An 18,627-nucleotide genomic window follows, 5' to 3' on the forward strand; every position below is an offset into this window, starting at 1 on the left:
GCATTACGAACGCCACGTCGGCTTGCGTTTCTCGAGGAACGCGTCGATCCCTTCGCGCGCATCCTCTTCCATCATGTTGCGCGCCATTACGTCGCCCGCATACGCATAGGCTTCGTCGAGCGGCAACTCGCGCTGGCGATAGAACATCTGCTTGCCGACCCGCACCGCGGCCGGGCTCTTCGCGACGATCTCCGCAACCTTGCGTGCGACGGCCGCGTCGAGCGCATCCTCGGGCACGGCCTCGTTGACGAGCCCCCACGCGGCGGCCGTCGCCGCATCGACGAAGCGCCCGGTCACGAGCATGTCGAACGCGCGTTTCGCCGTGACGTTGCGGCTCAACGCAACGGCCGGCGTCGAACAGAACAGCCCTACATTGATGCCCGATACCGCGAAGCGCGCGGTATCGGCCGCGATCGCCAGATCGCACGCGGCGACGAGCTGGCAACCGGCGGCCGTCGCAATGCCGTGCACGCGCGCGATCACCGGCACCGGCAACGCGCGCATCGCGAGCATCACGCGGCTGCACTGCGCGAACAGCGTGCGGTAGTAATCGAGCTCGGGCTTGCTGCGCATCTGCCGCAGGTCGTGGCCCGCGCAGAACGCCTTGCCTTCGGCGGCCAGCACGACGCAGCGCACGTGCGGATCGGCGGCCAGCGTACCGAACGCATCGTGCAGGCTCGCGAGCATCGCCTCGGATAACGCGTTGAACTGCTGCGGACGGTTCAGCCGCAGCGTGACGACGCCGTCGTGCGCGTCGCGCAACAGGATCGGCTCGGCAGTCTCTTGATCAGGTTCCATGATGTTCCGCTCGACGGGGTTCGGCAGGATGACGGTGAAATGGTCCTCCACATTGCCCGCGACGTCCAGCCGCGTTGCAGCGGCGCTCAATCGCGCGTGCGCCGCTCGCGCAGGCCCGAGCGCAACTCCGCCGCACCGCCCAGGAAAAACACGCTGCCCATCCCGGCCAGGAACAGCGCGTCGCCCCAGATCGCGCCAAACGTGTTCAGCCGCGCGGTCATCGACGGCGCATCGGCCGCATAGCGCACCTCGACCGCCGCGCCGTCCTCGACGCTGACCGCCCCGCCCTGCGGATAGTCGACATGCTCGCCCGCCCGCGTCGTGAACGCGATCTCCGGATGATGCGGGCCGGCGTTCAGCTTGACGACACGGCCCGGCACGACGATCGACGTGCGCAGGAATTCGCGCGTCCACTGCACGTTGACGAGCGCGCCGGTCAGCAGGCACGTGCCCAGCACGACGAAAACGATGCCTTTCGGGATCTGCATGGCGAGGTGCCGCGCGTCGGTGCGGTCGCGGCCGGATGCCTGGTCGATGCCCATCGGAAGGTGCCCCGTTGCTGATTGTCGTGGTTGCCGGGCACAATGCGCTCGGCGTCGTGCAGATTACGGGCATCCCGGCCGGCTGTAAATTGCGCGGCGCGCCGACACACACCGGGCCGCTGCCGTGCGTCGGGTCGACGAAGCCGATCCGGTGCGTCCGACCCGCAGCGGAATGTCAAACGCGCGAACGCGCGTCTGTCGCATCGGCACGCGCCTTCAACGCCGCCCAAGCGGCGCTCGCATAAACGGCCGCGCTGACCGCGGCAACGGCCCAGAGCGCCGACGCCCGCTGCGGCAGCAACATCGTCGCCGCACCGGCGATGGCGACCCCGAGCAGGCTCCCGGCCTGCCGCGCCGCATTGAGAAACCCCGATGCCACGCCGGCCTCGTCCGCCGGCACCTGATCGAGCACCGTCGCGATCATCGGCGCCACGGACAGCGCGGTACCCGTACCGAACGCCGCCATCGCCGCCCACGTCACGAGCCACGGCGCGTGCAGCGCGAGCGCAGCGGCCAGCGCCGGCGCGTCGCCCGCGTGACGCCCGGCCCGCGGGCCGCGCTCAACCCGCGAGCTTCTTCAGCGCATCGAGCACCGCGTCGCCCTTGAACGGCTTCACGATCCAGCCCTTCACGCCGGCGGCCTTGCCGCGCTCCTTCATCGCCGGGCTGCTTTCGGTCGTCAGCATCACGATGTTGACCGTCGAGTTCGCGAGTTCGCCGCGGATCTTCTCGACCATCGTCAGGCCGTCCATGTTCGGCATGTTCACGTCGCTGATCACGAGACGCACGCCGGGCGTCGCCTTGAGCTTCGCGAGCCCGTCCTTGCCGTCGACGGCCGTCGCGACGTCGAGCCCGTGATTGCGCAGGAAGCCCGCGACCTCGTCGCGCACCGTGCCCGAATCGTCGACCACCAGAATCTTTGCCATGTCGTATTCCCCTTCCTTTCCTTGTTGCTGACTTCAATATTCAAAACAGTTCGAGTTCGCCCGATTCGACCATCGGCCCCACGTCCTGCACCGATTCGCGGAAATCCTCCGGCGACCAGCTGAGGCTGAACACGAAGCGCTGGTCGAGGCAGACGGCGCGCCCCGATGCCGGGTCGGTCATCCGGTACTTGAAGCAGAGTTGCGGACAATCGCCGCCGAACGAGATGAACTTCTGCTTGTGATTGACGACGAGCGGCACCTGCACCGGATGGCGCGCCAGCGCCTCGGCGTCGCCGAGATAGCGGTTCTTGAACGCGCCCCACACGAGGTTGGTGAGTTCGCCGAGCACGCTGTTCACGTCGCGGAAATCCGGCGCGCGGCCGGCGTCGCGCGTGCCGCCGAGCATGTCGAGCAGCGGCTGCTCGCTCGTCTGCAGCAGCATGTAGCCGCGGCACCACGCGCTTTCGAGCGCGATCAGGCTGAACACTTCGCCGAAGATGATCTGGTCGCGCACGATGCACGGGGTTTCGTGTTCGATCGTCATGCCCGGGAACAGGCTGTCGATCCGCGCCTCGGTGATCTCCGAGATGCCGCGCACGAGCGCGTTCGGATAATCGCGGCCGAACAGGTATTCGTCGATCGCGCGCTCGAGCGGCGTCATGTCGTCCGCGACGTAGGCCGCGCATGCAACGCGCGCGAGCGCCTCCGGCAGCCCGTCGCGCGATGCGAGCGATTCGCGGCGCAGGATGATCGGCAGCTCGGGGCGCAGCGCATCGATCTGCGTCGCGACGATCGCGCTCTCGGCCGGCGAGCCGCCGTAGTCCTCGGCCAGCAGGATCGCGCCGAGGTCGATGTTCGAGCGCAGCACCTTCAGCAGCCGGTTGTGCCGCACGGTCAGGCCGACCAGGTTGTGCTCGTCGCAGAAACGCTTGATCGCGTCGGCATGCGCGCGGCTGTCGTCGAGCACGAGCACCTTGCTGACGGGTTTGTCTGCGGTCATCTCAAGGGTTCCTAATGGTCTGTCGGGGTCGATCGGGGTCGGTCAGAACAGTTCGAGCTCGCCGCCGGTTTCCATCACGGCCGTTTCCGGCACATGGAAATCGACCGGCGCGTTCGCGCACACGCACAATGTCGCACCGACCCGCACGTCGCCATCGAGCGTCAGGTCGTAGGCGGCCACGTGATCGGGGGCCAGCGCAGGCAGGCAGTCGATGCTCGATCCGCTCAGCAAGCAAGGCGTCGACATCCCCAGGTCGGGAAACGGCACGGTCAGCGCCTGGTTGATCGCGCCGCAGCACAGATTCGCGACTTCCATGAACGCCTCGGGCAGCGGCCGCTGGCTGCTCGTGCCCGCCGTCGCGCCGGCGAAATGGCGGCGCGTCGCATCGTCGTCGCAAAAGCGCAGCGCGAGCAGCAGGCGGAAATGCAGCGCCGAGATCGTCAGCACCGCGACATGCTCGGGCACCTTCGGCTTCGCGCGCGACTTCGCTTGCGCATGATCGTGCCCGTCGTGCGCGGGGCTGGCGGCCGGCCGGATGTCGCACGCGCCGCCGGACGCGAGCCGCGTGCGCGCCGCATCGAAGAAGATCCGCTCGAAGCCGGCTTTCGCCTGCACGCTGATCACGCCGCGCCTCCTTCGATCCGCGCATGCAGCTGCCCGGCCAGCGTCTCGACGGTCGCGAGCGCCGCCGTGATCATCTTGCCGCCCGCCTGGATGTCCTGGAACGTCGCGGCCGTCACGAGATCGTTGCGGTTCAGGCTGTCGCGATAGCTGTTCGACAGTTGCTGCGAGCGCGCGGCCAGCCCGCGCACCTCGCTCGCGACGATCGAGAAGCCGCGCCCGGCCGTGCCGGCGCGCGCGGCCTCGATCGACGCGTTCAGCGACACGATCGACACGTGCGCGACGATCGCCGACAGTTCCTGGTTCTTCGTGCGCATGTCCTGGTTCTGCGTGGTCAGCGAGATCATCTGCTCGTGCCAGCGCTCGAAGGTGCCGGCGAGCCCGCGCAGGCGCGCGGCTTCGTCGGCGATCTTCTGCGCGTGCTGCGCCAGCGCCACGCGATCGGCCGACAGCGCCTGCAGCGCGTCGCGCTGCGTGCCGGCCGCGGACGTCTCGCGCGCCAGCGCCTCCTCGAGCTGCGCCTCGCGCTGCGCCCAGGCGTCGGCTGCCTCCGCATGCGCCGACGCCGCATCGGCAACGCGCGCATCGGCTGCGTCGAGCGCGCCGCGCAACTTCACCGTGTCGCGTTCAAGCGCCGCGACGAGCCGCCTGCGCGTCACGCGAAACACGACCGCCGCCACGATGGCGACGACCGCACCGCCCGCCAGTGCGGCGGCCATCTGGATCATCCACGCCTGCCCGATCACGTCGTCACTCCGCCGCGCCGATATCCGCACTACGCGCACGCTCGTGCACGACGCCCTGGGCAGCACTGTCCACAGCGAAGCGGGCCGGCAGCGACACGATCGTCTCGAACGCGCGATACGGCGCGCCGACGCGATCGTCGGTGAAGCGCAGCGCGATATCGCCGCCGTCGCGCTTCAGGAAGTTGCGCACCGCGTCCATGCCGACGCCGCGCCCCGACACCTCGGTCACGGCGCTCGCGGTCGAGAAGCCCGGCCGGAAGATCAGCTCGGCCACCGCGTCGTCGGACAGCGCCGCGTCGTGGCCGGCATCGATCCAGCCGCGCTCGCGCGCGATGCCGCGAATCCGGTCGAGCGCGAGGCCACGGCCGTCGTCGCTCAGCACGAACCACAGCTCGCCGCCGCCCACGCCGACCGCAATGTCGATCGTGCCGGACGCCGCCTTGCCGGCCGCGCGCCGCGCGTCGGACGATTCGATCCCGTGGTCGATCGAATTGCGCAGCAGGTGCATGAACACGTTCTTCAGCGTCGCGGCGATTTCGCTGCGCACACGGTGGCCATGGCTGTCGATATGCACGACGGGCGCCGGCTTGCCGAGTTCGGCCGCGAGCGACGGCAGCGACTCGATCACGCCGCCGAGCGCCTCGCCAATGCCCTGCGTACCGAGCTGGCTCAGCATGCGGCGCACGGCATCGCGCGCCGCGTGCCAGTCGGCCGCGTTCGCCGGATCGGCGCCGTCGAGCACGCGCAGGCTCTCGCTGATGTGCGCACGCTCGACCATCAGGAAGTCGGCACCGCCCGGCACCGCTTCGCCGCTGCGGCCGAGCGTGACCGCGTTGATCGTTGCGTAGTGCTCGACCGCCTCGCGCACGCGGGCCAGGTCGTCCATCAGCGCATCGCGGTTCCACTCGGGGCCGCCGTCCGCGCGGCGCAGCGAGTCGTACGCCTGCTCCGCTTCGTGGACGATGTTCGTCAGGTGCTGGAGGCTGTACGTGCGCGCGTTGCCCTTGATCGTGTGCATGTTGCGGAACAGCGCCGCGACGATCGAGTGATCGGCGCGCTCGTGCTGGCGGATCATCCGCTCGTTCTCGCTGAGGAAGCCCTTCGCGCTGTGCACGAAGTCGTGGAACTTGTCCTGGCTGATCGACAGGATCTCGCCGATCATCTCGAGGCGGCGCTGCTGCTCGCCGGCCTGCGCGGTCAGCTCGCGAATCTCGGTCACGTCGCGCACGCACAGCATCAGGCGCACGACCGTGTCGGTCTCGTCGGTGATCGCCGACCAGCTCAGGTCGAGCCACTTCTCGCGGCCGTCCGGCATCCGCTTCGCGACTTCGTTCACGAGCAGGTGCGCGTTGAACTCGAAGTTCATGCTGTCTTCGCCGAGGCACGCATGCACGGCCACCTCGACCTGCGAGCGTGCGTCGGAACCGATGTTCGAGTCGTCGAACACGAGCGCCATCAGGTCGCGTCCCGCGATGTCGTCCGTCTCGAAGATGGTTTCGAGGTACGCCGAATACTCCGCATGCACGACACCGCCTTCGACGACGGTCAGGATCCCCTGCTGCATGTTCTGCAGCATCGCCTGGATGTCCGCCGTCTTCTGCTTGAGCTGCGCGGCGTTCTCCTGGATCTTCTCGATCATCCCGTTGAACGCGACGATCGAATGGCCGATTTCGTCCATCCGGCCCACCGGCACGCGGCGCGTGAAATCCTGGCTCGTCGCGATCTCGCTCATCGCCGTCTGCATCCCGATCAGCGGGCGCGTGATCTGCCGATACAGCAGCAGGCCGAGCGCGGTCAGCAGCACGATCACCGTGCCGGCGACGCCCGCGATCGCGGTCGCCGTCGTCGAGAGCATCCCGTTCAGCGCGCTGATCGCGTCGTCCTTCTGGCGGTTCTTCTCGACGCGCAGCGTGCCGACGATGCTTTCGAGTTCGTCGCGGTACTGCGCGACGTTCGCGAACAGGTACGCCTGCGCCATCTCCGGCTTGCCGTCGGCCTTCATCTTCACGGTGTCGTCGATCGCCGCGAAATAGTTCGCGGCGCTGTCCTTCGCCTGCGAGACGAGCCCGACCTGCGCCTGGCCGACCGCCGACTTCGCCTGCACGTCGAGTGCGGCGCGCAGCGCGGCCTGTTTCGCCTTCAGTTCGTCGCGCGCCTGCGCGGCGGTATTCGCATCGGGCGCGTAGACGAGCGTCATCGTCGCGATCTGGATGTTCTTCACATCGGCGACGAGATCCGCCGACGCGAGCGCGCTCGGCACGATTCCCTGGGTAACCTGGCGCACCTCGGACGCGCTCTTGCGCGTCTGGTACACGGCATAGATGCCGATCGCGGACAGCGCGAAGAACGTCAGGACGACTAGCAGCGTAATGCGATGACGGATGGTCATGAGTACAGCTCCCCGCAGCGATCCGGCTTCGATCGCCGTTTGGTCTATTGAAAGAATGTGAGCGCCGAATTATCGGGGATGGTGCATGACGCTCCGATGACCGGAAATCAATCATTCATTGATGAAAATGCAATGAATAATTGCAAAGAAAGAAGCCTAAAGTATTGCCGGGATCTGCCGTTAACCTTCTGCCACAAGGATTCGAACGGCACCCCTGCGCGACCGGCAAATCCGGAATTCGGATATTTGTTTTTTTATTTATTTGATCCGCGAATTAACCGCAATCGGGTTTTCGTAAAACGTTTGCGAATTATCGGCGAACCCGGTCGAATGCGCGATTCTTTATTGCCGGCGAGTGATTCGACGGACGGCGGAAACGATACCGCCCGCCCCGGGGCCGACGAGCGACGCTGCAGCGCATCGCATGCGTCGCCCCGAGGCGGGCGCGTGACCGGCGGCCGGTCAGTGGCTGCTGGCGCGGGTCGCCCCCAGCCCCGTTTCCGAACGCACCTGCTGTGCGGCGAACGCGCCCTTCTCCGTCTTCGCGCGCAGGCTCGTGTCGAGTACCGAGAACAGCCACACGCTCACGAAGCCGATCGTCATCGAGAACAACGCGGGCGACGTGTACGGGAACCACGCCGAACCCTTCGGATAACCGAATGTCGCTTCCCACACCGACGGCGACACGATGGTCAGCCCCACCGACGAGACCAGCCCCAGGAACCCGCCGATAACGGCGCCGCGCGTGGTGCCCCCCTTCCACATCATCGACAGGAACAGCACCGGGAAATTGGCCGACGCCGCCACCGCAAACGCCAGCGACACCATGAACGCGACGTTCTGCTTCTCGAACGCGATGCCCAGCAGCACGGCGATCACGCCGAGCACCAGCGTCGTGATGCGCGACACCTTCAGCTCGTCGGCACTGTTCGCGTTGCCGTTCTTGAAGACGGTGGCGTAGAGGTCGTGCGACACCGCGGACGCGCCGGACAGCGTGAGCCCGGCGACCACCGCCAGAATCGTCGCGAAGGCCACGGCCGAGATGAAGCCGTAGAACACGTCGCCGCCCACCGTCTTGGCCACCAGCACTGCGGCCATGTTGGCCGTACCCGCGCCGCCCTTGATCACGCCCTTGGCCACGTCGGCCAGTTCCGGATTGGTCAGCACCAGCGTGATCGCACCAAAGCCGATGATGAAGATCAGCACGTAGAAGTAGCCGATCCAGGTGGTCGCCCAGAACACCGATTTACGCGCTTCCTTCGCATCCGGCACCGTGAAGAAGCGCATCAGGATGTGCGGCAGGCCGGCGGTGCCGAACATCAGCGCCATGCCGAACGAGATGGCCGAGATCGGATCCTTGATGAACCCGCCCGGCGACATCACCGACAGCCCGATACGCGTCGCGTCGTCCGGCGCCTTGCCGGCATTCGCGGCAATCGCGGTCTTGACCTCCACGGCCCGGGCGAACAGCGCCTCGGGGCTGAAGCCGTACTGCGCGAGCACCATGATCGCCATGAACGTCACGCCCGCGAGCAACATGCACGCCTTGATGATCTGCACCCAGGTGGTGGCGGTCATGCCACCGAACAGCACGTAGACCATCATCAGCGCGCCGACGATGACGACGGCCACCCAGTAGTCGAGACCGAACAGCAGCTTGATGAGCTGCCCCGCGCCGACCATCTGCGCGATCAGGTAGAACGCCACCACCACCAGCGTGCCGACCGCGGCGAAACTGCGGATCGGCCCCTGCTCGAAGCGGTAGCCCGCGACGTCGGCGAAGGTGAACTTGCCGAGGTTGCGCAGCCGCTCGGCCATCAGGAACGTGATGACCGGCCAGCCGACCAGAAAGCCGATCGAATAGATCAGGCCGTCGTAACCCGACGTCATCACCGCGGCGGAAATGCCGAGGAAGGATGCCGCCGACATGTAGTCGCCCGAGATCGCCAGGCCGTTCTGGAACCCGGTAATGCCGCCGCCGGCCGTATAGAAATCCGCCGCGGAACGCGTGCGGGACGCCGCCCATTTGGTGATCCACAGCGTTCCTGCCACGAACAGCGCGAACAGCACGATGGCCGTGGTGTTGGTCGCCTGCCTGGCGGTCTGCCCGACATCGCCGCCGCCCGCGACGGCCACGCCGCACGCGCCCGCGGCCAGCAGCGCGACCAGCATCGTCGAAAGTGTCTTCTTCATTGGGCGACGTCCTGCAGGATGTCCTGCGTCAGTTGATCGTATTCGTTGTTCGCGCGGCGCACGTAGAGGCCGGTGATGACGACGGTGAACACGATCACCGCCATGCCGACCGGTACGCCGACACTCGTCACGCCGGTGCTCACGGGCTTCGCGAGAAACGACTTGTCGAATGCGATCAGTGCGATGTAGCCGTAGTACACGATCAGCATCAGCACGGTCAGGCAGACACCGAGCGTATTGCGCCGTCGCTTGAGCTGCGCATACTTCGGATGCGCTTCGATTTTTTTCACCAACCCATCATGCATCGCCTGTCTCCTGGTTTGCTTTTGAATGAGTGTGGCGATTCTGAACAGCGAAGCTGACTGCGTGCTTACTCGATCTGGCGTGGGCGGTGTCACGGGCACTATGGTTTTCCCTAGCGGCACACTGCGGTGTACCGCTGTCTCACGCGAGACACGGGCTTCGTATTCGCGACCGTGCGCGGGGCGCGTCGCAACGGCGATACCGTTTCCGCGTCGGCACCCTTCGCAGGCGCGTACATGGTCGTGGTCCGGTATAAGGCGGCACGCCCCGGCACTGCGACAGCACCGCTGGCGCACGCGTACAGGCACGCGGCGTCCAATTCACTCCTGCCAGGAAACAATCAATCGCACGCCGGCGGTTCACCTCGCCGGCCGCACGCTCTAGACTGTCGCATCGCTCCTCTTTCCGGACCCACGCAATGACCGACGTCCTGCCGCTGACCACCGATCCCGAGTCGGGCCTCCCGTACCGGCTCCGCCCGGCCACCGGCCGCGCCGTTGCCCGCCTGTTGCTGCTGCATGGCGTCGGCGGCAACGAAACCAACCTGCTGAACCTGGCCGACGTCATCGATCCGCGCATCGAGATCGCGTTCCTGCGCGGTCCGCTCACGTTCGGGCCCAACCAGCACGCATGGTTTCCGGTGCGCTTCGGCCCGAACGGCCCCGAAATCGACGCGGCCCGCGCGGACGCAAGCCGCACCCAGCTGATCACGCTGCTTCGCGCATTCCGTGCCCGGGACGACGCGGGCGCCGCATTGCCGACCGTGATCGCCGGCTTCAGCCAGGGCGGCATCATGAGCGCGAGCGTCGGCCTCACGTCGCCGGACGATGTTGCCGCATTCGCGGTGCTGTGCGGGCGCATCCTGCCCGAAATCGATCCGCTGATCGCGCCGCGCGACGCCCTTCGCCCGCTCCATGCGCTGATCGTGCACGGCCGCTTCGACGACAAGCTGCCCGTCGCGTGGGCCGACACCGCCGACGCGAAACTCACGGCGCTCGGCGTCGCGCACGATACGCGGCTGTACGCGGCCGGCCACGAACTGACCGCGGAGATGGCCGGCGATTTCAGCCGATGGGTCGGCGAACGCGCCGGGTTGAACTGACGGTTACGAGGCGCCGGGGCGCTGGCCGCGAACGACCCGGCGCACCCGGCGCGCCCCGTCTTCAGGCACCCCGCACTGAATCGGCGACCGCGCGCGTGGCCGCGGACGCACGCGCATCCGCCGCCTGCTCTCGCGCGGCACCGCGCTTCGCCAGCTTCCAGCCGACCACCAGTGCGAGCACGACGACCGGAATCGTCGCGATGGTCCACGTGCCGCCCGGATAGTCGAATGCCATCAGCACCAGCACGCTGACGAGGAAGGCCAGCGTGAGCCACGACGTGAACGGCGCGCCGGGCATCCGGAACGACACGGCCTTCAGCTCGCCGCGATCGACCGCGCGGCGGAACAGAATCTGGCACATGACGATGAAACCCCACGTCGTGATGATCCCGAGCGACGCCATGTTCAGCACGATCTCGAACGCCTGGGCCGGCACGATGTAGTTCAGCGGCACGCCGATCGCGTTGATCGCGACCGTGATCAGGATCCCGCCGTACGGCACGCCGCGCGCGTTCATCCGCGACACGAAGCGCGGCGCCGATCCGCCCATCGCGAGCGAACGCAGCACGCGCCCGGTCGAATAGAGGCCGGAGTTCAGGCTCGACAACGCGGCGGTCAGCACCACGACGTTCATCACGGTGCCGACGTACGGCACGCCGAGCTTGCTGAAGAACGTCACGAACGGGCTTTCGTGCGCGCTGTACGCCGTCCACGGCAGCAGCATCGTCAACAGCACGACCGAGCCGACGTAGAACAGCGCAATGCGCCACATCACGCTGTTGATGGCCTTCGGCAAGACCTTGCGCGCATCGGCGGTCTCGCCCGCCGCGACGCCGACGAGCTCGATGCTCGCATACGCGAACACGACGCCCTGCACGATCAGCACGGCCGGCAGGATGCCGTGCGGAAAGATCCCGCCGTGATCCGCGACCAGGTGAAGCCCCGGCATCTGGCCGGCGACCGGATGGCCGCTCGCGAGAAACACGGCGCCGACCGCGAGGAACACCGCGAGCGTCCCCACCTTGACGAGCGAGAACCAGAACTCCATCTCGCCGAACACCTTCACGCCGATCATGTTCATCACCGACACGATCCCGAGCGCACCGAGCGCGAACACCCACTGCGGCACGTCCGTGAACACGGCCCAGTACTTCATGTAGATCGCGACTGCGGTGATGTCGACGATGCCGGTCGTCGCCCAGTTCAGGTAGTACATCCAGCCCGCGACGAACGATGCGCGCTCGCCCATGAACTCCCGCGCGTACGACACGAAGCTGCCGCTGGTCGGCCGGTGCATCACGAGCTCGCCGAGCGCGCGCATGATCAGGAACGCGAACACGCCGCAGACGAGATACACGAGCGCGAGCGCGGGACCCGCGTGCTGCAGGCGCCCGCCCGCACCGAGAAAGAGGCCGGTGCCGATCGCGCCGCCCATCGCGATCATCTGCACGTGCCGCGGCTTCAACTGCTTCGCATAGCCGGCTTCGTGCGACGCGAACATCGCATCGGGGTCGGCATGACGGGAATCCGCGCCGCCGGCCGGATCGGCCGGGCGCTCGCTGCTGTGTTTCATGGTTTGTCTCCGTTGTTTCTTGATGTGTCGCGCCCCGCGCGGGGGCGCTTCTGGAATGACCTCGCGCGGGCCGCCGGCGTTACGCACCGGCACCCCGCAGCCGGCGTCAAAGCACGCGCGGCCGGATCAGCGCTTCGGGCTGCAGCGCCTCGTCGACCTGCGCGTCGGTCATCCACGCGCGCTCCAGCACGACCTCGCGGATCGACTTGCCGGTCGCGTGCGCTTCGGCCGCCACGGCGGTCGCGCGCTTGTAGCCGATGTACGGGTTCAGCGCGGTCGCGAGCGCAACCGAGCGCTCCATCGTTTCGCGCAGCCGTTCGGGATTCGCGGTGATCCCGCTCACGCAACGCTGCGCGAGCGTCGTGCAGGCGGCCGTCAGGTGGCTGAAGCTGCGGAACAGCGCGCTGGCGATCACCGGCTCGAACGCGTTGAGCTGAAGCTGCCCGGCCTCGGCCGCGAAGGTCACGGTCAGGTCGTTGCCGAACACCTCGAACGCGACCTGGTTGACGACTTCCGGGATCACCGGATTCACCTTGCCGGGCATGATCGACGAGCCGGCCTGCACGGGCGGCAGGTTGATCTCGCCGAACCCCGCGCGCGGGCCGCTCGACAGCAGCCGCAGGTCGTTGCAGATCTTCGACAGCTTCACGGCGATCCGCTTGAGCACGCCCGACACCTGCACGAACGCGCCGCAATCCTGCGTCGCTTCGATCAGGTTCGGCGCGGTGCTCAGGTCGAGCCCGGTGATGCGCCGCAGTGCCGCGAGCGCCTTCTCCGCGTATTGCGGATGCGCGGTGATCCCCGTGCCGATCGCGGTCGCGCCGAGGTTGATCTCGCGAATCAGCCAGCCGGCTTCCTGCAGGCGCGCGATGTCTTCCGTCAGCATCACCGCGTAGGTCGAGAATTCCTGGCCGAGCGTCATCGGCACCGCGTCCTGCAACTGCGTGCGGCCGAGCTTCAGCAAGCCGGCGAACGCGTCGGCCCGCTCTGCGAACGCATCGCGCAGGCGCGCCATCGCTTCGAGCAGGTGCTCGACCGCGAAGCAGGTCGCGACCCGGATCGCGGTCGGATAGACGTCGTTGGTGCTCTGCGCGAGATTGACGTGCTCGTTCGGATGCAGGTATTCGTACTGCCCGCGCGCGTGCCCCATGATCTCGAGCGCGCGGTTGCAGATCACCTCGTTCGCATTCATGTTGGTCGACGTGCCGGCCCCGCCCTGGATGATGTCGACGACGAACTGGTCGTGCAGGCGCCCTTCGCGGATCTCGACGCACGCGGCAGCGATCGCATCGCGGTACGGCCGCGGCAGCAGCCCGAGCTCGCAGTTCGCGTCGGCCGCGGCTTCCTTCACGGAGGCGAGCGCCATCACGAGGTACGGCAGCGACGCAATGGTGCGGCCCGAAATGTCGAAATTCTCTTTCGCGCGCAGCGTATGGACGCCGTAATAGGCCTCATTCGGAATACTTCGCTTACCTAAAAGATCCGCTTCGACGCGGAAGCCGTTTTCTGTCATCGTCTCCTCCTGGGTGTCTCGTGCCGCTCGTCGTCCGCCGCTTCCCGACGCAACGGGTTCGCATTCTATGCCTTTGCAAAAACAAGCTCACTTCTGTATTATCGAAAGCAGTTTTGCGTAGGATGCAACAGCGAGAATCGAGTGAAAAAAGGTGCGAGGGAAACCGGCATCGATCACCTGGGCGCGATGCGCGCGTTCGTGAGAGTGGTCGAAACGGGGAGTTTTTCGGCGGTCGCGAAGGAGATGCACGTGTCGACGTCGACCGTCGCGCGCAAGGTCACGGCGATCGAGGAGGCACTCGGCGTCGCGCTGCTGCACCGCTCGACGCACAGTGTGACGCTCACCGAAGCCGGCCATATCTACCTGGAGCGCGCCGTCACGCTGATCGCCGATCTCGACGACACGCTGCGCGTCGTCGCCGAACTGAATGCGCAGCCGAGCGGCCCGCTGAAGCTCACCGCGCCGGTTGCCTTCGGCCGCCGCCATCTCGCGCCGCTGGTCGCGCCGTTTCTCGCACGCTACCCGACGATCCAGCTCGACGTGCGGCTCACCGACAACCACAACGACCTCGTAGCCGGCGGCTTCGATCTCGACATTCACGAAGGCGAGAACTACCTGGACAACCTCGTGGTCCACCGCCTGTCGCGCAACGACAGCGTCCTGTGCGCGACGCCCGGCTATCTCGACCGCTGCGGGCGCCCGTCCACGCCGGACGACCTCAAGCAACACAACTGCCTGCGCTACGTGCACCCCGAAGGCGATCCGCGCTGGGATCTCGTGAACGGCGACGCGCATCACAGCCTGCTGCCGGCCGGCAACCTCGTCACCGACCATTCGGAGCTGCTGCTCGAAGCGACCTGCGCGGGGCTCGGCATCGCGGAGTTCGAGATCTGGCTGGTGCGCGACCTGCTCGCAAGCGGCCGGCTCGAAGCCGTGCTGCCGCACTACCGGCTGCAGAACCGGTTGACGGGCGAATACATCTACATCGCGTATCTGGCGAACCGGCGCAGCTCGGCGAAGCTGCGCGTGCTGAAGGACTTTCTCGCGGAACACCTCGCGCATATCGGCGAGTTGTCGGCGCTGGAGCTGGCGAAGATTCGCGGCGCGAGCGCGTAGCGCCCACGCCCGCCTTCACGCCCGCGCCGCTCGGCAGGCATCCGCACGCCGCTGCGCACGGCCCGGGCCGCGGGCCGGCGGCAGAGCCGCACCATTCAGGCCGGCTGCAATTCGAACGGGAACGTGGCGTGCCCGATCTCGACGCCCTGCGTGTTGAGCATCCGCGGCCGATGGAAGCCGGCCAGTTGCGCGCACTGCGCGGCCGTGCCGATCTGCAGCCGCTCGAGGAGTTCGCTGACGACCATGTAGAGCACGTCGAGATTGCCGTCCTCGATCTTCACCGAGATGCCGAGCGCGCCGTCGGCGCCAAGCTGCCGCGTGCGATCGGACGCACGCACGCCGATCCCGTAACACGCGTCGGCGCCGAGCTTGCCGACCACCTGCCCATCGAACGTGTTCATCAGCACCGTGCAATAGCGCCCGTCGCCGGCAACCAGCTCCGGATACGCGGTCATCGCACGATGAATGCGCGCCAGCGCGCGAACGCGATCGCTGATCGCACCACCGCCCGCCTCCACCGTATCCGCACCGTCGGCCAGCGACGCGTAGAGACGCGCCAGCCGATCCAGCGAAAACGCCGGCGTCGGCAGGTTGCAGCCGTCGATCGCCCAGCCCACTTCGTCGTCGCGCAACCCGCACGCATCGGCCACCACGTGCTTCACGCGCACCTGCATCGGATGGTCGGGCAGATGGTAATCGGCCAACGCGGCGCCGATCGCCCGCGCGCCGGCCAGCATCCCGACATGCTTGCCCGAACAGTTGCTGCAGACGCCGGTCGGCGTGTAGTCGCGCTTGATCCACGACCGGTACACCGCGTCCGACAACGGCGGATGGCCGCCGCAACGCAAGTCCGATTCGTGCGCGGCGATCTTTGCGAGCATCGCGCGCGTGCGTTCGATATGCCGGTCCTCGCTGCTGTGCGACGCGCACATCAGTGCGATGTCCGCGTCGTCGAAGCCGAAGCGTTCGGGCGCGCCCGTCTCGATCACCGACAGCGTCTGGGCCGGCTTGGCCGCCGACCGCGCGAGCGTCATCCGGAACGGATCGCCGAGCCGGGCCAGCAGCCTGCCGCGTGCGTCGACCACCGCCACATGGGCGACGTGGGTGTTCTCGATCGCATCGCCGCGGTATGTGACGACTGCTGCGGGTTGGGTGTCCATCGTGTGTTGTCTCCTTGCTCCGAGCCTGCTTGCCGGGGCCCGTCCATCCGGTACGGCAGTGTATCGAGTCGCTGCCGCCGCGCGCCTGCCGGGCGATGGAAAGCGGTGTTGCACGCGACGCAAAGGCAAATAATACGCATTTACATTGACGTTTTCCGATGTGACGGGCTGCCCGGCCGGCATCGAGAGGACGCACCCGCTCACCGAAACGTCTGCTGCCTCTCGATATGCCCGTCCACGCGCGCCTGAACGCGATGGGTCGCGACGCGAACCAGGCCGATCGCGGGCGGTTCTTCGGGCTGAACATGCGCGACTACCGCTACGGGCAGACCCACACCGCCGAGGTGCGCGTCGAGCAGAACCGTTGCGAGGGTGACCTCGTGACCGACGCGAAGGGCAACAACATTCGCACGGGCGGCCCGTGCCCGGTGTCGTCTCCGTCTTGAGGGCGTGCGATCGTGGCCACGCTTTCGGTTGCCGCAGTGACGGCAGCGCGGGCTAGCGAACGACAACCAGCCCTTCGTATTCGAGGCAGCGGCACAGCGTCGCCCATGCCGGCGTATCGGGCCAGTCGCGCGCACCGGTGTCGATGCGGATCGGCCGCCCGAATTCGCGCGACACGCACGCCAGCAGCGTGTGCGCGATGCCGCTGCGCCGATACGCGGGTTCGACGTACAGCCGCGTGAGCGACGGCAATCGCACCGCACCTCCACCGTCGTCGATGCCGAGTTCGCCGATCGCCTCGTCGTCGCGATACGCGACCGCCGTCGCACGTGCGTCGTCGAACACGATGCGGATCACGCGCTCGCAGCGATCCCTGAACACGACGACGTGCATGGCGTCCCTCTCCTCTGCATCACACTGCAGGCGAACGCGATACGCGCACGCCCTCCTTTGCCCGCGTACCGGGGAGTTATCCGGATCGTCCGGGTGCGACGAGTTGAGTATCGTCTTGCCACGTCGGCGCGCAGTAGTGCCAGACGACACATTTCATTGAGTCCACATCCGCGGCGCGGCGCGCGTATTCTCGCGAAACCGCGCCCCTCGCGGGCCGCGCGCGCACCACGCGCACCGCCTCGCATTTCCCGTACCGATCACAGGAGGAAGCATGCCGAGTCGTACCCCGACCGCCTTATGGGCCCAGCAGTTCCGGCGGTCGTCGGCGTCGAGCCTGCAGGATCAGATCCGGCGGATGCTCGTGGCCGCGATCCTCGACGGCCAGCTCGCACCCGATGCCGCGCTGCCGTCGAGCCGCGAGCTCGCCGACCAGCTCGGCGTCGCGCGCAACACCGTCGTGCTCGCGTACCAGATGCTCGTCGAGGAGGGTTACCTGATCTCGCGCGAACGCAGCGGGCACTTCGTGAACCCGAAGATGCTGGAGGGCCTGCCCGGCTTCGCGGCCACCAAGCCCGATGCGCAGCCCGGCGGCAGCGCCGATACGCCGGGCCGCCCCGCCTGGGAGAAGCGCATCGCGCATCCGCCGTCGAGGCAGCGCAATATCGTGAAGCCCGCGAACTGGCAGCACTACGAATTTCCGTTCATCTACGGGCAATTCGACCAGTCGCTGTTTCCGACCAACGACTGGCGCGAATGCTGCCTGAAGGCGCTGTCGGTGATGGAGATCCGCAACTGGGCGCCCGACCTGATCGAACGCGACGACGAATCGCTGATCCAGCAGATCCGCACGCGTGTGCTGCCGCGGCGCGGCGTGTTCGCGATGCCCGACGAGATCGTCGTCACGAATGGCTGCCAGCAGGCGCTGTACCTGATCGCGGACCTGCTGTGCGGCAAGCACACGACGGTCGGTTTCGAGAACCCCGGCTATCCGGACGCGCGCAACATCTTCGAGAACCGCAACGCACGGCTGCTGCCGCTACCTGTCGACGGCCACGGGATCGCGCCCGATGCGCTCGGCGATACGCTGTCGCGCTGCGACTACGTGTACGTGACGCCGAGCCACCAGTGCCCGACCACCGCGACGATGCCGGTCGAACGCCGCCGCGCGCTGCTCGATTGCGCGCGGCAGCATGACTTCGTGATCATCGAGGACGACTACGAGAGCGAAAACACGTTCTCCGGCACGCCGCATCCGGCGTTGAAGAGCCTCGACACGGCCGACCGCGTGATCTACGTCGGCAGTCTGTCGAAGACGTTCGCGCCGGGGCTGCGGCTCGGCTACGTGGTCGGGCCGCGCGAGCTGATCCGCGAGTTGCGTGCGCTGCGGCGGCTGATGGTGCGCCACCCGGTCGCGTATATCCAGCGCGCGTTCGCGACCTTTCTCGCGCTCGGCCATCACGACGCGTTGCTGCGCCGGCTCGCGCATGCTTACAGCGAGCGCTCGCAGGCGCTGATGGCCGCGCTCGATGCGCATCTGCCGGAAGCGCGGTACGTGCCGGTGACGGGCGGCGCGTCGTGCTGGGTCGAGGGGCCGCCGTGGCTCGATGCGACGCGCCTCGCCGCCGATGCACAGGAATCCGGCATCCTGATCGAGCCGGGCAGCGTGTTCTTCATGAACGATGAAGGCGACGCGCGACGCTGCTTCCGGATGGGGTTTTCCGCGATCCCGCTCGAGCGGATCGAGCCGGGTGTGCAGGCGCTCGCGCAGTGTGTGCGGGCGCAGAAGCCCGATTAATGAGAGAGGCCCG

At 67.4% G+C, this 18,627-nt stretch carries 18 protein-coding genes; 4 read left to right on the forward strand and 14 right to left on the reverse strand.

Translation table 11 applies throughout. The features are described 5' to 3' along the window. Nucleotides 1–3 precede the first annotated feature (3 nt). From G3N64_RS10860 to G3N64_RS10905, 10 genes are all read right to left on the reverse strand, one after another. Nucleotides 4–798 (reverse strand): enoyl-CoA hydratase, encoded by a 795-nt coding sequence (locus G3N64_RS10860; RefSeq protein WP_205783886.1) that lies wholly within the window; start codon nucleotides 796–798, stop codon nucleotides 4–6. A gap of 86 nt (nucleotides 799–884) precedes the next feature. Next, entirely contained in the window at nucleotides 885–1,340 is a 456-nt protein-coding gene (locus tag G3N64_RS10865) for a DUF3592 domain-containing protein (RefSeq protein WP_205783888.1), read from the reverse strand. Nucleotides 1,341–1,515: 175 nt separating this feature from the next. After that, on the reverse strand, nucleotides 1,516–1,806 hold the full coding sequence (locus G3N64_RS10870; protein ID WP_241020883.1) for a hypothetical protein: 291 nt from the start codon (nucleotides 1,804–1,806) through the stop codon (nucleotides 1,516–1,518). Nucleotides 1,807–1,900: 94 nt separating this feature from the next. After that, complete coding sequence (locus G3N64_RS10875; protein WP_205783900.1) at nucleotides 1,901–2,266, reverse strand: response regulator; 366 nt, start codon at nucleotides 2,264–2,266, stop codon at nucleotides 1,901–1,903. A 40-nt stretch (nucleotides 2,267–2,306) separates the two neighbouring features. Continuing rightward, on the reverse strand, nucleotides 2,307–3,266 hold the full coding sequence (locus G3N64_RS10880; RefSeq protein ID WP_205783901.1) for a chemotaxis protein CheX: 960 nt from the start codon (nucleotides 3,264–3,266) through the stop codon (nucleotides 2,307–2,309). A 42-nt stretch (nucleotides 3,267–3,308) separates the two neighbouring features. Beyond that, nucleotides 3,309–3,890, reverse strand: coding sequence for a hypothetical protein (locus tag G3N64_RS10885; RefSeq protein WP_205783903.1), 582 nt, complete (start codon nucleotides 3,888–3,890; stop codon nucleotides 3,309–3,311). Beyond that, nucleotides 3,887–4,615, reverse strand: coding sequence for a methyl-accepting chemotaxis protein (locus G3N64_RS10890; protein ID WP_205783994.1), 729 nt, complete (start codon nucleotides 4,613–4,615; stop codon nucleotides 3,887–3,889). The genes G3N64_RS10885 and G3N64_RS10890 overlap by 4 nt, the downstream gene beginning before the upstream one ends. 22 nt (nucleotides 4,616–4,637) lie before the next feature. Next, on the reverse strand, nucleotides 4,638–7,022 hold the full coding sequence (locus G3N64_RS10895) for an MCP four helix bundle domain-containing protein (RefSeq protein ID WP_205783912.1): 2,385 nt from the start codon (nucleotides 7,020–7,022) through the stop codon (nucleotides 4,638–4,640). A gap of 462 nt (nucleotides 7,023–7,484) precedes the next feature. Further along, nucleotides 7,485–9,215, reverse strand: coding sequence for a cation acetate symporter (locus tag G3N64_RS10900; protein ID WP_205783914.1), 1,731 nt, complete (start codon nucleotides 9,213–9,215; stop codon nucleotides 7,485–7,487). Beyond that, nucleotides 9,212–9,520 carry a DUF485 domain-containing protein gene (locus G3N64_RS10905; protein WP_205783916.1) on the reverse strand — a complete coding sequence of 103 codons (309 nt, stop codon included), beginning with the start codon at nucleotides 9,518–9,520 and terminating at the stop codon, nucleotides 9,212–9,214. The genes G3N64_RS10900 and G3N64_RS10905 overlap by 4 nt, the downstream gene beginning before the upstream one ends. A 416-nt stretch (nucleotides 9,521–9,936) precedes the next feature. On the opposite strand from G3N64_RS10905, the gene G3N64_RS10910 reads away from it, so the two are divergent. Continuing rightward, a complete protein-coding gene (locus tag G3N64_RS10910) occupies nucleotides 9,937–10,620 on the forward strand; it encodes a phospholipase (protein ID WP_205783918.1) in 684 nt (227 codons plus the stop codon). Between the two features lie 61 nt (nucleotides 10,621–10,681). On the opposite strand, the gene G3N64_RS10915 is transcribed toward G3N64_RS10910, so the two are convergent. Beyond that, nucleotides 10,682–12,193, reverse strand: coding sequence for an amino acid permease (locus tag G3N64_RS10915; RefSeq protein WP_205783920.1), 1,512 nt, complete (start codon nucleotides 12,191–12,193; stop codon nucleotides 10,682–10,684). A gap of 106 nt (nucleotides 12,194–12,299) precedes the next feature. Further along, a complete protein-coding gene (locus G3N64_RS10920) occupies nucleotides 12,300–13,706 on the reverse strand; it encodes an aspartate ammonia-lyase (protein ID WP_205783922.1) in 1,407 nt (468 codons plus the stop codon). A 141-nt stretch (nucleotides 13,707–13,847) separates the two neighbouring features. Between G3N64_RS10920 and G3N64_RS10925 the strand changes: the two genes are divergently transcribed. Further along, nucleotides 13,848–14,822, forward strand: a complete 975-nt coding sequence (locus tag G3N64_RS10925; RefSeq protein ID WP_205783924.1) for a LysR family transcriptional regulator — start codon at nucleotides 13,848–13,850, stop codon at nucleotides 14,820–14,822. A 95-nt stretch (nucleotides 14,823–14,917) separates the two neighbouring features. On the opposite strand, the gene G3N64_RS10930 is transcribed toward G3N64_RS10925, so the two are convergent. After that, the gene (locus G3N64_RS10930) at nucleotides 14,918–15,982 is read right to left on the reverse strand and encodes an asparaginase (protein WP_205783926.1); all 1,065 of its coding nucleotides are present in this window, start codon (nucleotides 15,980–15,982) and stop codon (nucleotides 14,918–14,920) included. A 227-nt stretch (nucleotides 15,983–16,209) separates the two neighbouring features. On the opposite strand from G3N64_RS10930, the gene G3N64_RS10935 reads away from it, so the two are divergent. Continuing rightward, complete coding sequence (locus G3N64_RS10935) at nucleotides 16,210–16,428, forward strand: hypothetical protein (RefSeq protein ID WP_205783995.1); 219 nt, start codon at nucleotides 16,210–16,212, stop codon at nucleotides 16,426–16,428. Between the two features lie 52 nt (nucleotides 16,429–16,480). Here G3N64_RS10935 and G3N64_RS10940 read toward each other — a convergent pair whose 3' ends face one another. Continuing rightward, nucleotides 16,481–16,819: a GNAT family N-acetyltransferase gene (locus tag G3N64_RS10940; RefSeq protein WP_205783928.1), complete on the reverse strand. Its 339-nt coding sequence runs from the start codon at nucleotides 16,817–16,819 to the stop codon at nucleotides 16,481–16,483. Nucleotides 16,820–17,090: 271 nt separating this feature from the next. Between G3N64_RS10940 and G3N64_RS10945 the strand changes: the two genes are divergently transcribed. Then, entirely contained in the window at nucleotides 17,091–18,614 is a 1,524-nt protein-coding gene (locus G3N64_RS10945; RefSeq protein WP_205783930.1) for a PLP-dependent aminotransferase family protein, read from the forward strand. Nucleotides 18,615–18,627: the final 13 nt, after the last annotated feature.

This window comes from Burkholderia sp. Ac-20344 (assembly GCF_017104975.1).
Lineage (GTDB): Bacteria > Pseudomonadota > Gammaproteobacteria > Burkholderiales > Burkholderiaceae > Burkholderia.

What these genes read in the sequence shown, in the direction of transcription:
- G3N64_RS10890 (WP_205783994.1), bottom strand. Translation starts at nt 4,615, where the DNA reads ATGATCCAGATGGCCGCCGCACTGGCGGGCGGTGCGGTCGTCGCCATC.
- G3N64_RS10930 (WP_205783926.1), bottom strand. Translation starts at nt 15,982, where the DNA reads ATGGACACCCAACCCGCAGCAGTCGTCACATACCGCGGCGATGCGATC.
- G3N64_RS10860 (WP_205783886.1), bottom strand. Translation starts at nt 798, where the DNA reads ATGGAACCTGATCAAGAGACTGCCGAGCCGATCCTGTTGCGCGACGCG.
- G3N64_RS10910 (WP_205783918.1), top strand. Translation starts at nt 9,937, where the DNA reads ATGACCGACGTCCTGCCGCTGACCACCGATCCCGAGTCGGGCCTCCCG.
- G3N64_RS10875 (WP_205783900.1), bottom strand. Translation starts at nt 2,266, where the DNA reads ATGGCAAAGATTCTGGTGGTCGACGATTCGGGCACGGTGCGCGACGAG.
- G3N64_RS10940 (WP_205783928.1), bottom strand. Translation starts at nt 16,819, where the DNA reads ATGCACGTCGTCGTGTTCAGGGATCGCTGCGAGCGCGTGATCCGCATC.
- G3N64_RS10900 (WP_205783914.1), bottom strand. Translation starts at nt 9,215, where the DNA reads ATGAAGAAGACACTTTCGACGATGCTGGTCGCGCTGCTGGCCGCGGGC.
- G3N64_RS10870 (WP_241020883.1), bottom strand. Translation starts at nt 1,806, where the DNA reads ATGGCGGCGTTCGGTACGGGTACCGCGCTGTCCGTGGCGCCGATGATC.
- G3N64_RS10905 (WP_205783916.1), bottom strand. Translation starts at nt 9,520, where the DNA reads ATGCATGATGGGTTGGTGAAAAAAATCGAAGCGCATCCGAAGTATGCG.
- G3N64_RS10945 (WP_205783930.1), top strand. Translation starts at nt 17,091, where the DNA reads ATGCCGAGTCGTACCCCGACCGCCTTATGGGCCCAGCAGTTCCGGCGG.
- G3N64_RS10920 (WP_205783922.1), bottom strand. Translation starts at nt 13,706, where the DNA reads ATGACAGAAAACGGCTTCCGCGTCGAAGCGGATCTTTTAGGTAAGCGA.
- G3N64_RS10935 (WP_205783995.1), top strand. Translation starts at nt 16,210, where the DNA reads ATGCCCGTCCACGCGCGCCTGAACGCGATGGGTCGCGACGCGAACCAG.
- G3N64_RS10915 (WP_205783920.1), bottom strand. Translation starts at nt 12,193, where the DNA reads ATGAAACACAGCAGCGAGCGCCCGGCCGATCCGGCCGGCGGCGCGGAT.
- G3N64_RS10880 (WP_205783901.1), bottom strand. Translation starts at nt 3,266, where the DNA reads ATGACCGCAGACAAACCCGTCAGCAAGGTGCTCGTGCTCGACGACAGC.
- G3N64_RS10865 (WP_205783888.1), bottom strand. Translation starts at nt 1,340, where the DNA reads ATGGGCATCGACCAGGCATCCGGCCGCGACCGCACCGACGCGCGGCAC.
- G3N64_RS10895 (WP_205783912.1), bottom strand. Translation starts at nt 7,022, where the DNA reads ATGACCATCCGTCATCGCATTACGCTGCTAGTCGTCCTGACGTTCTTC.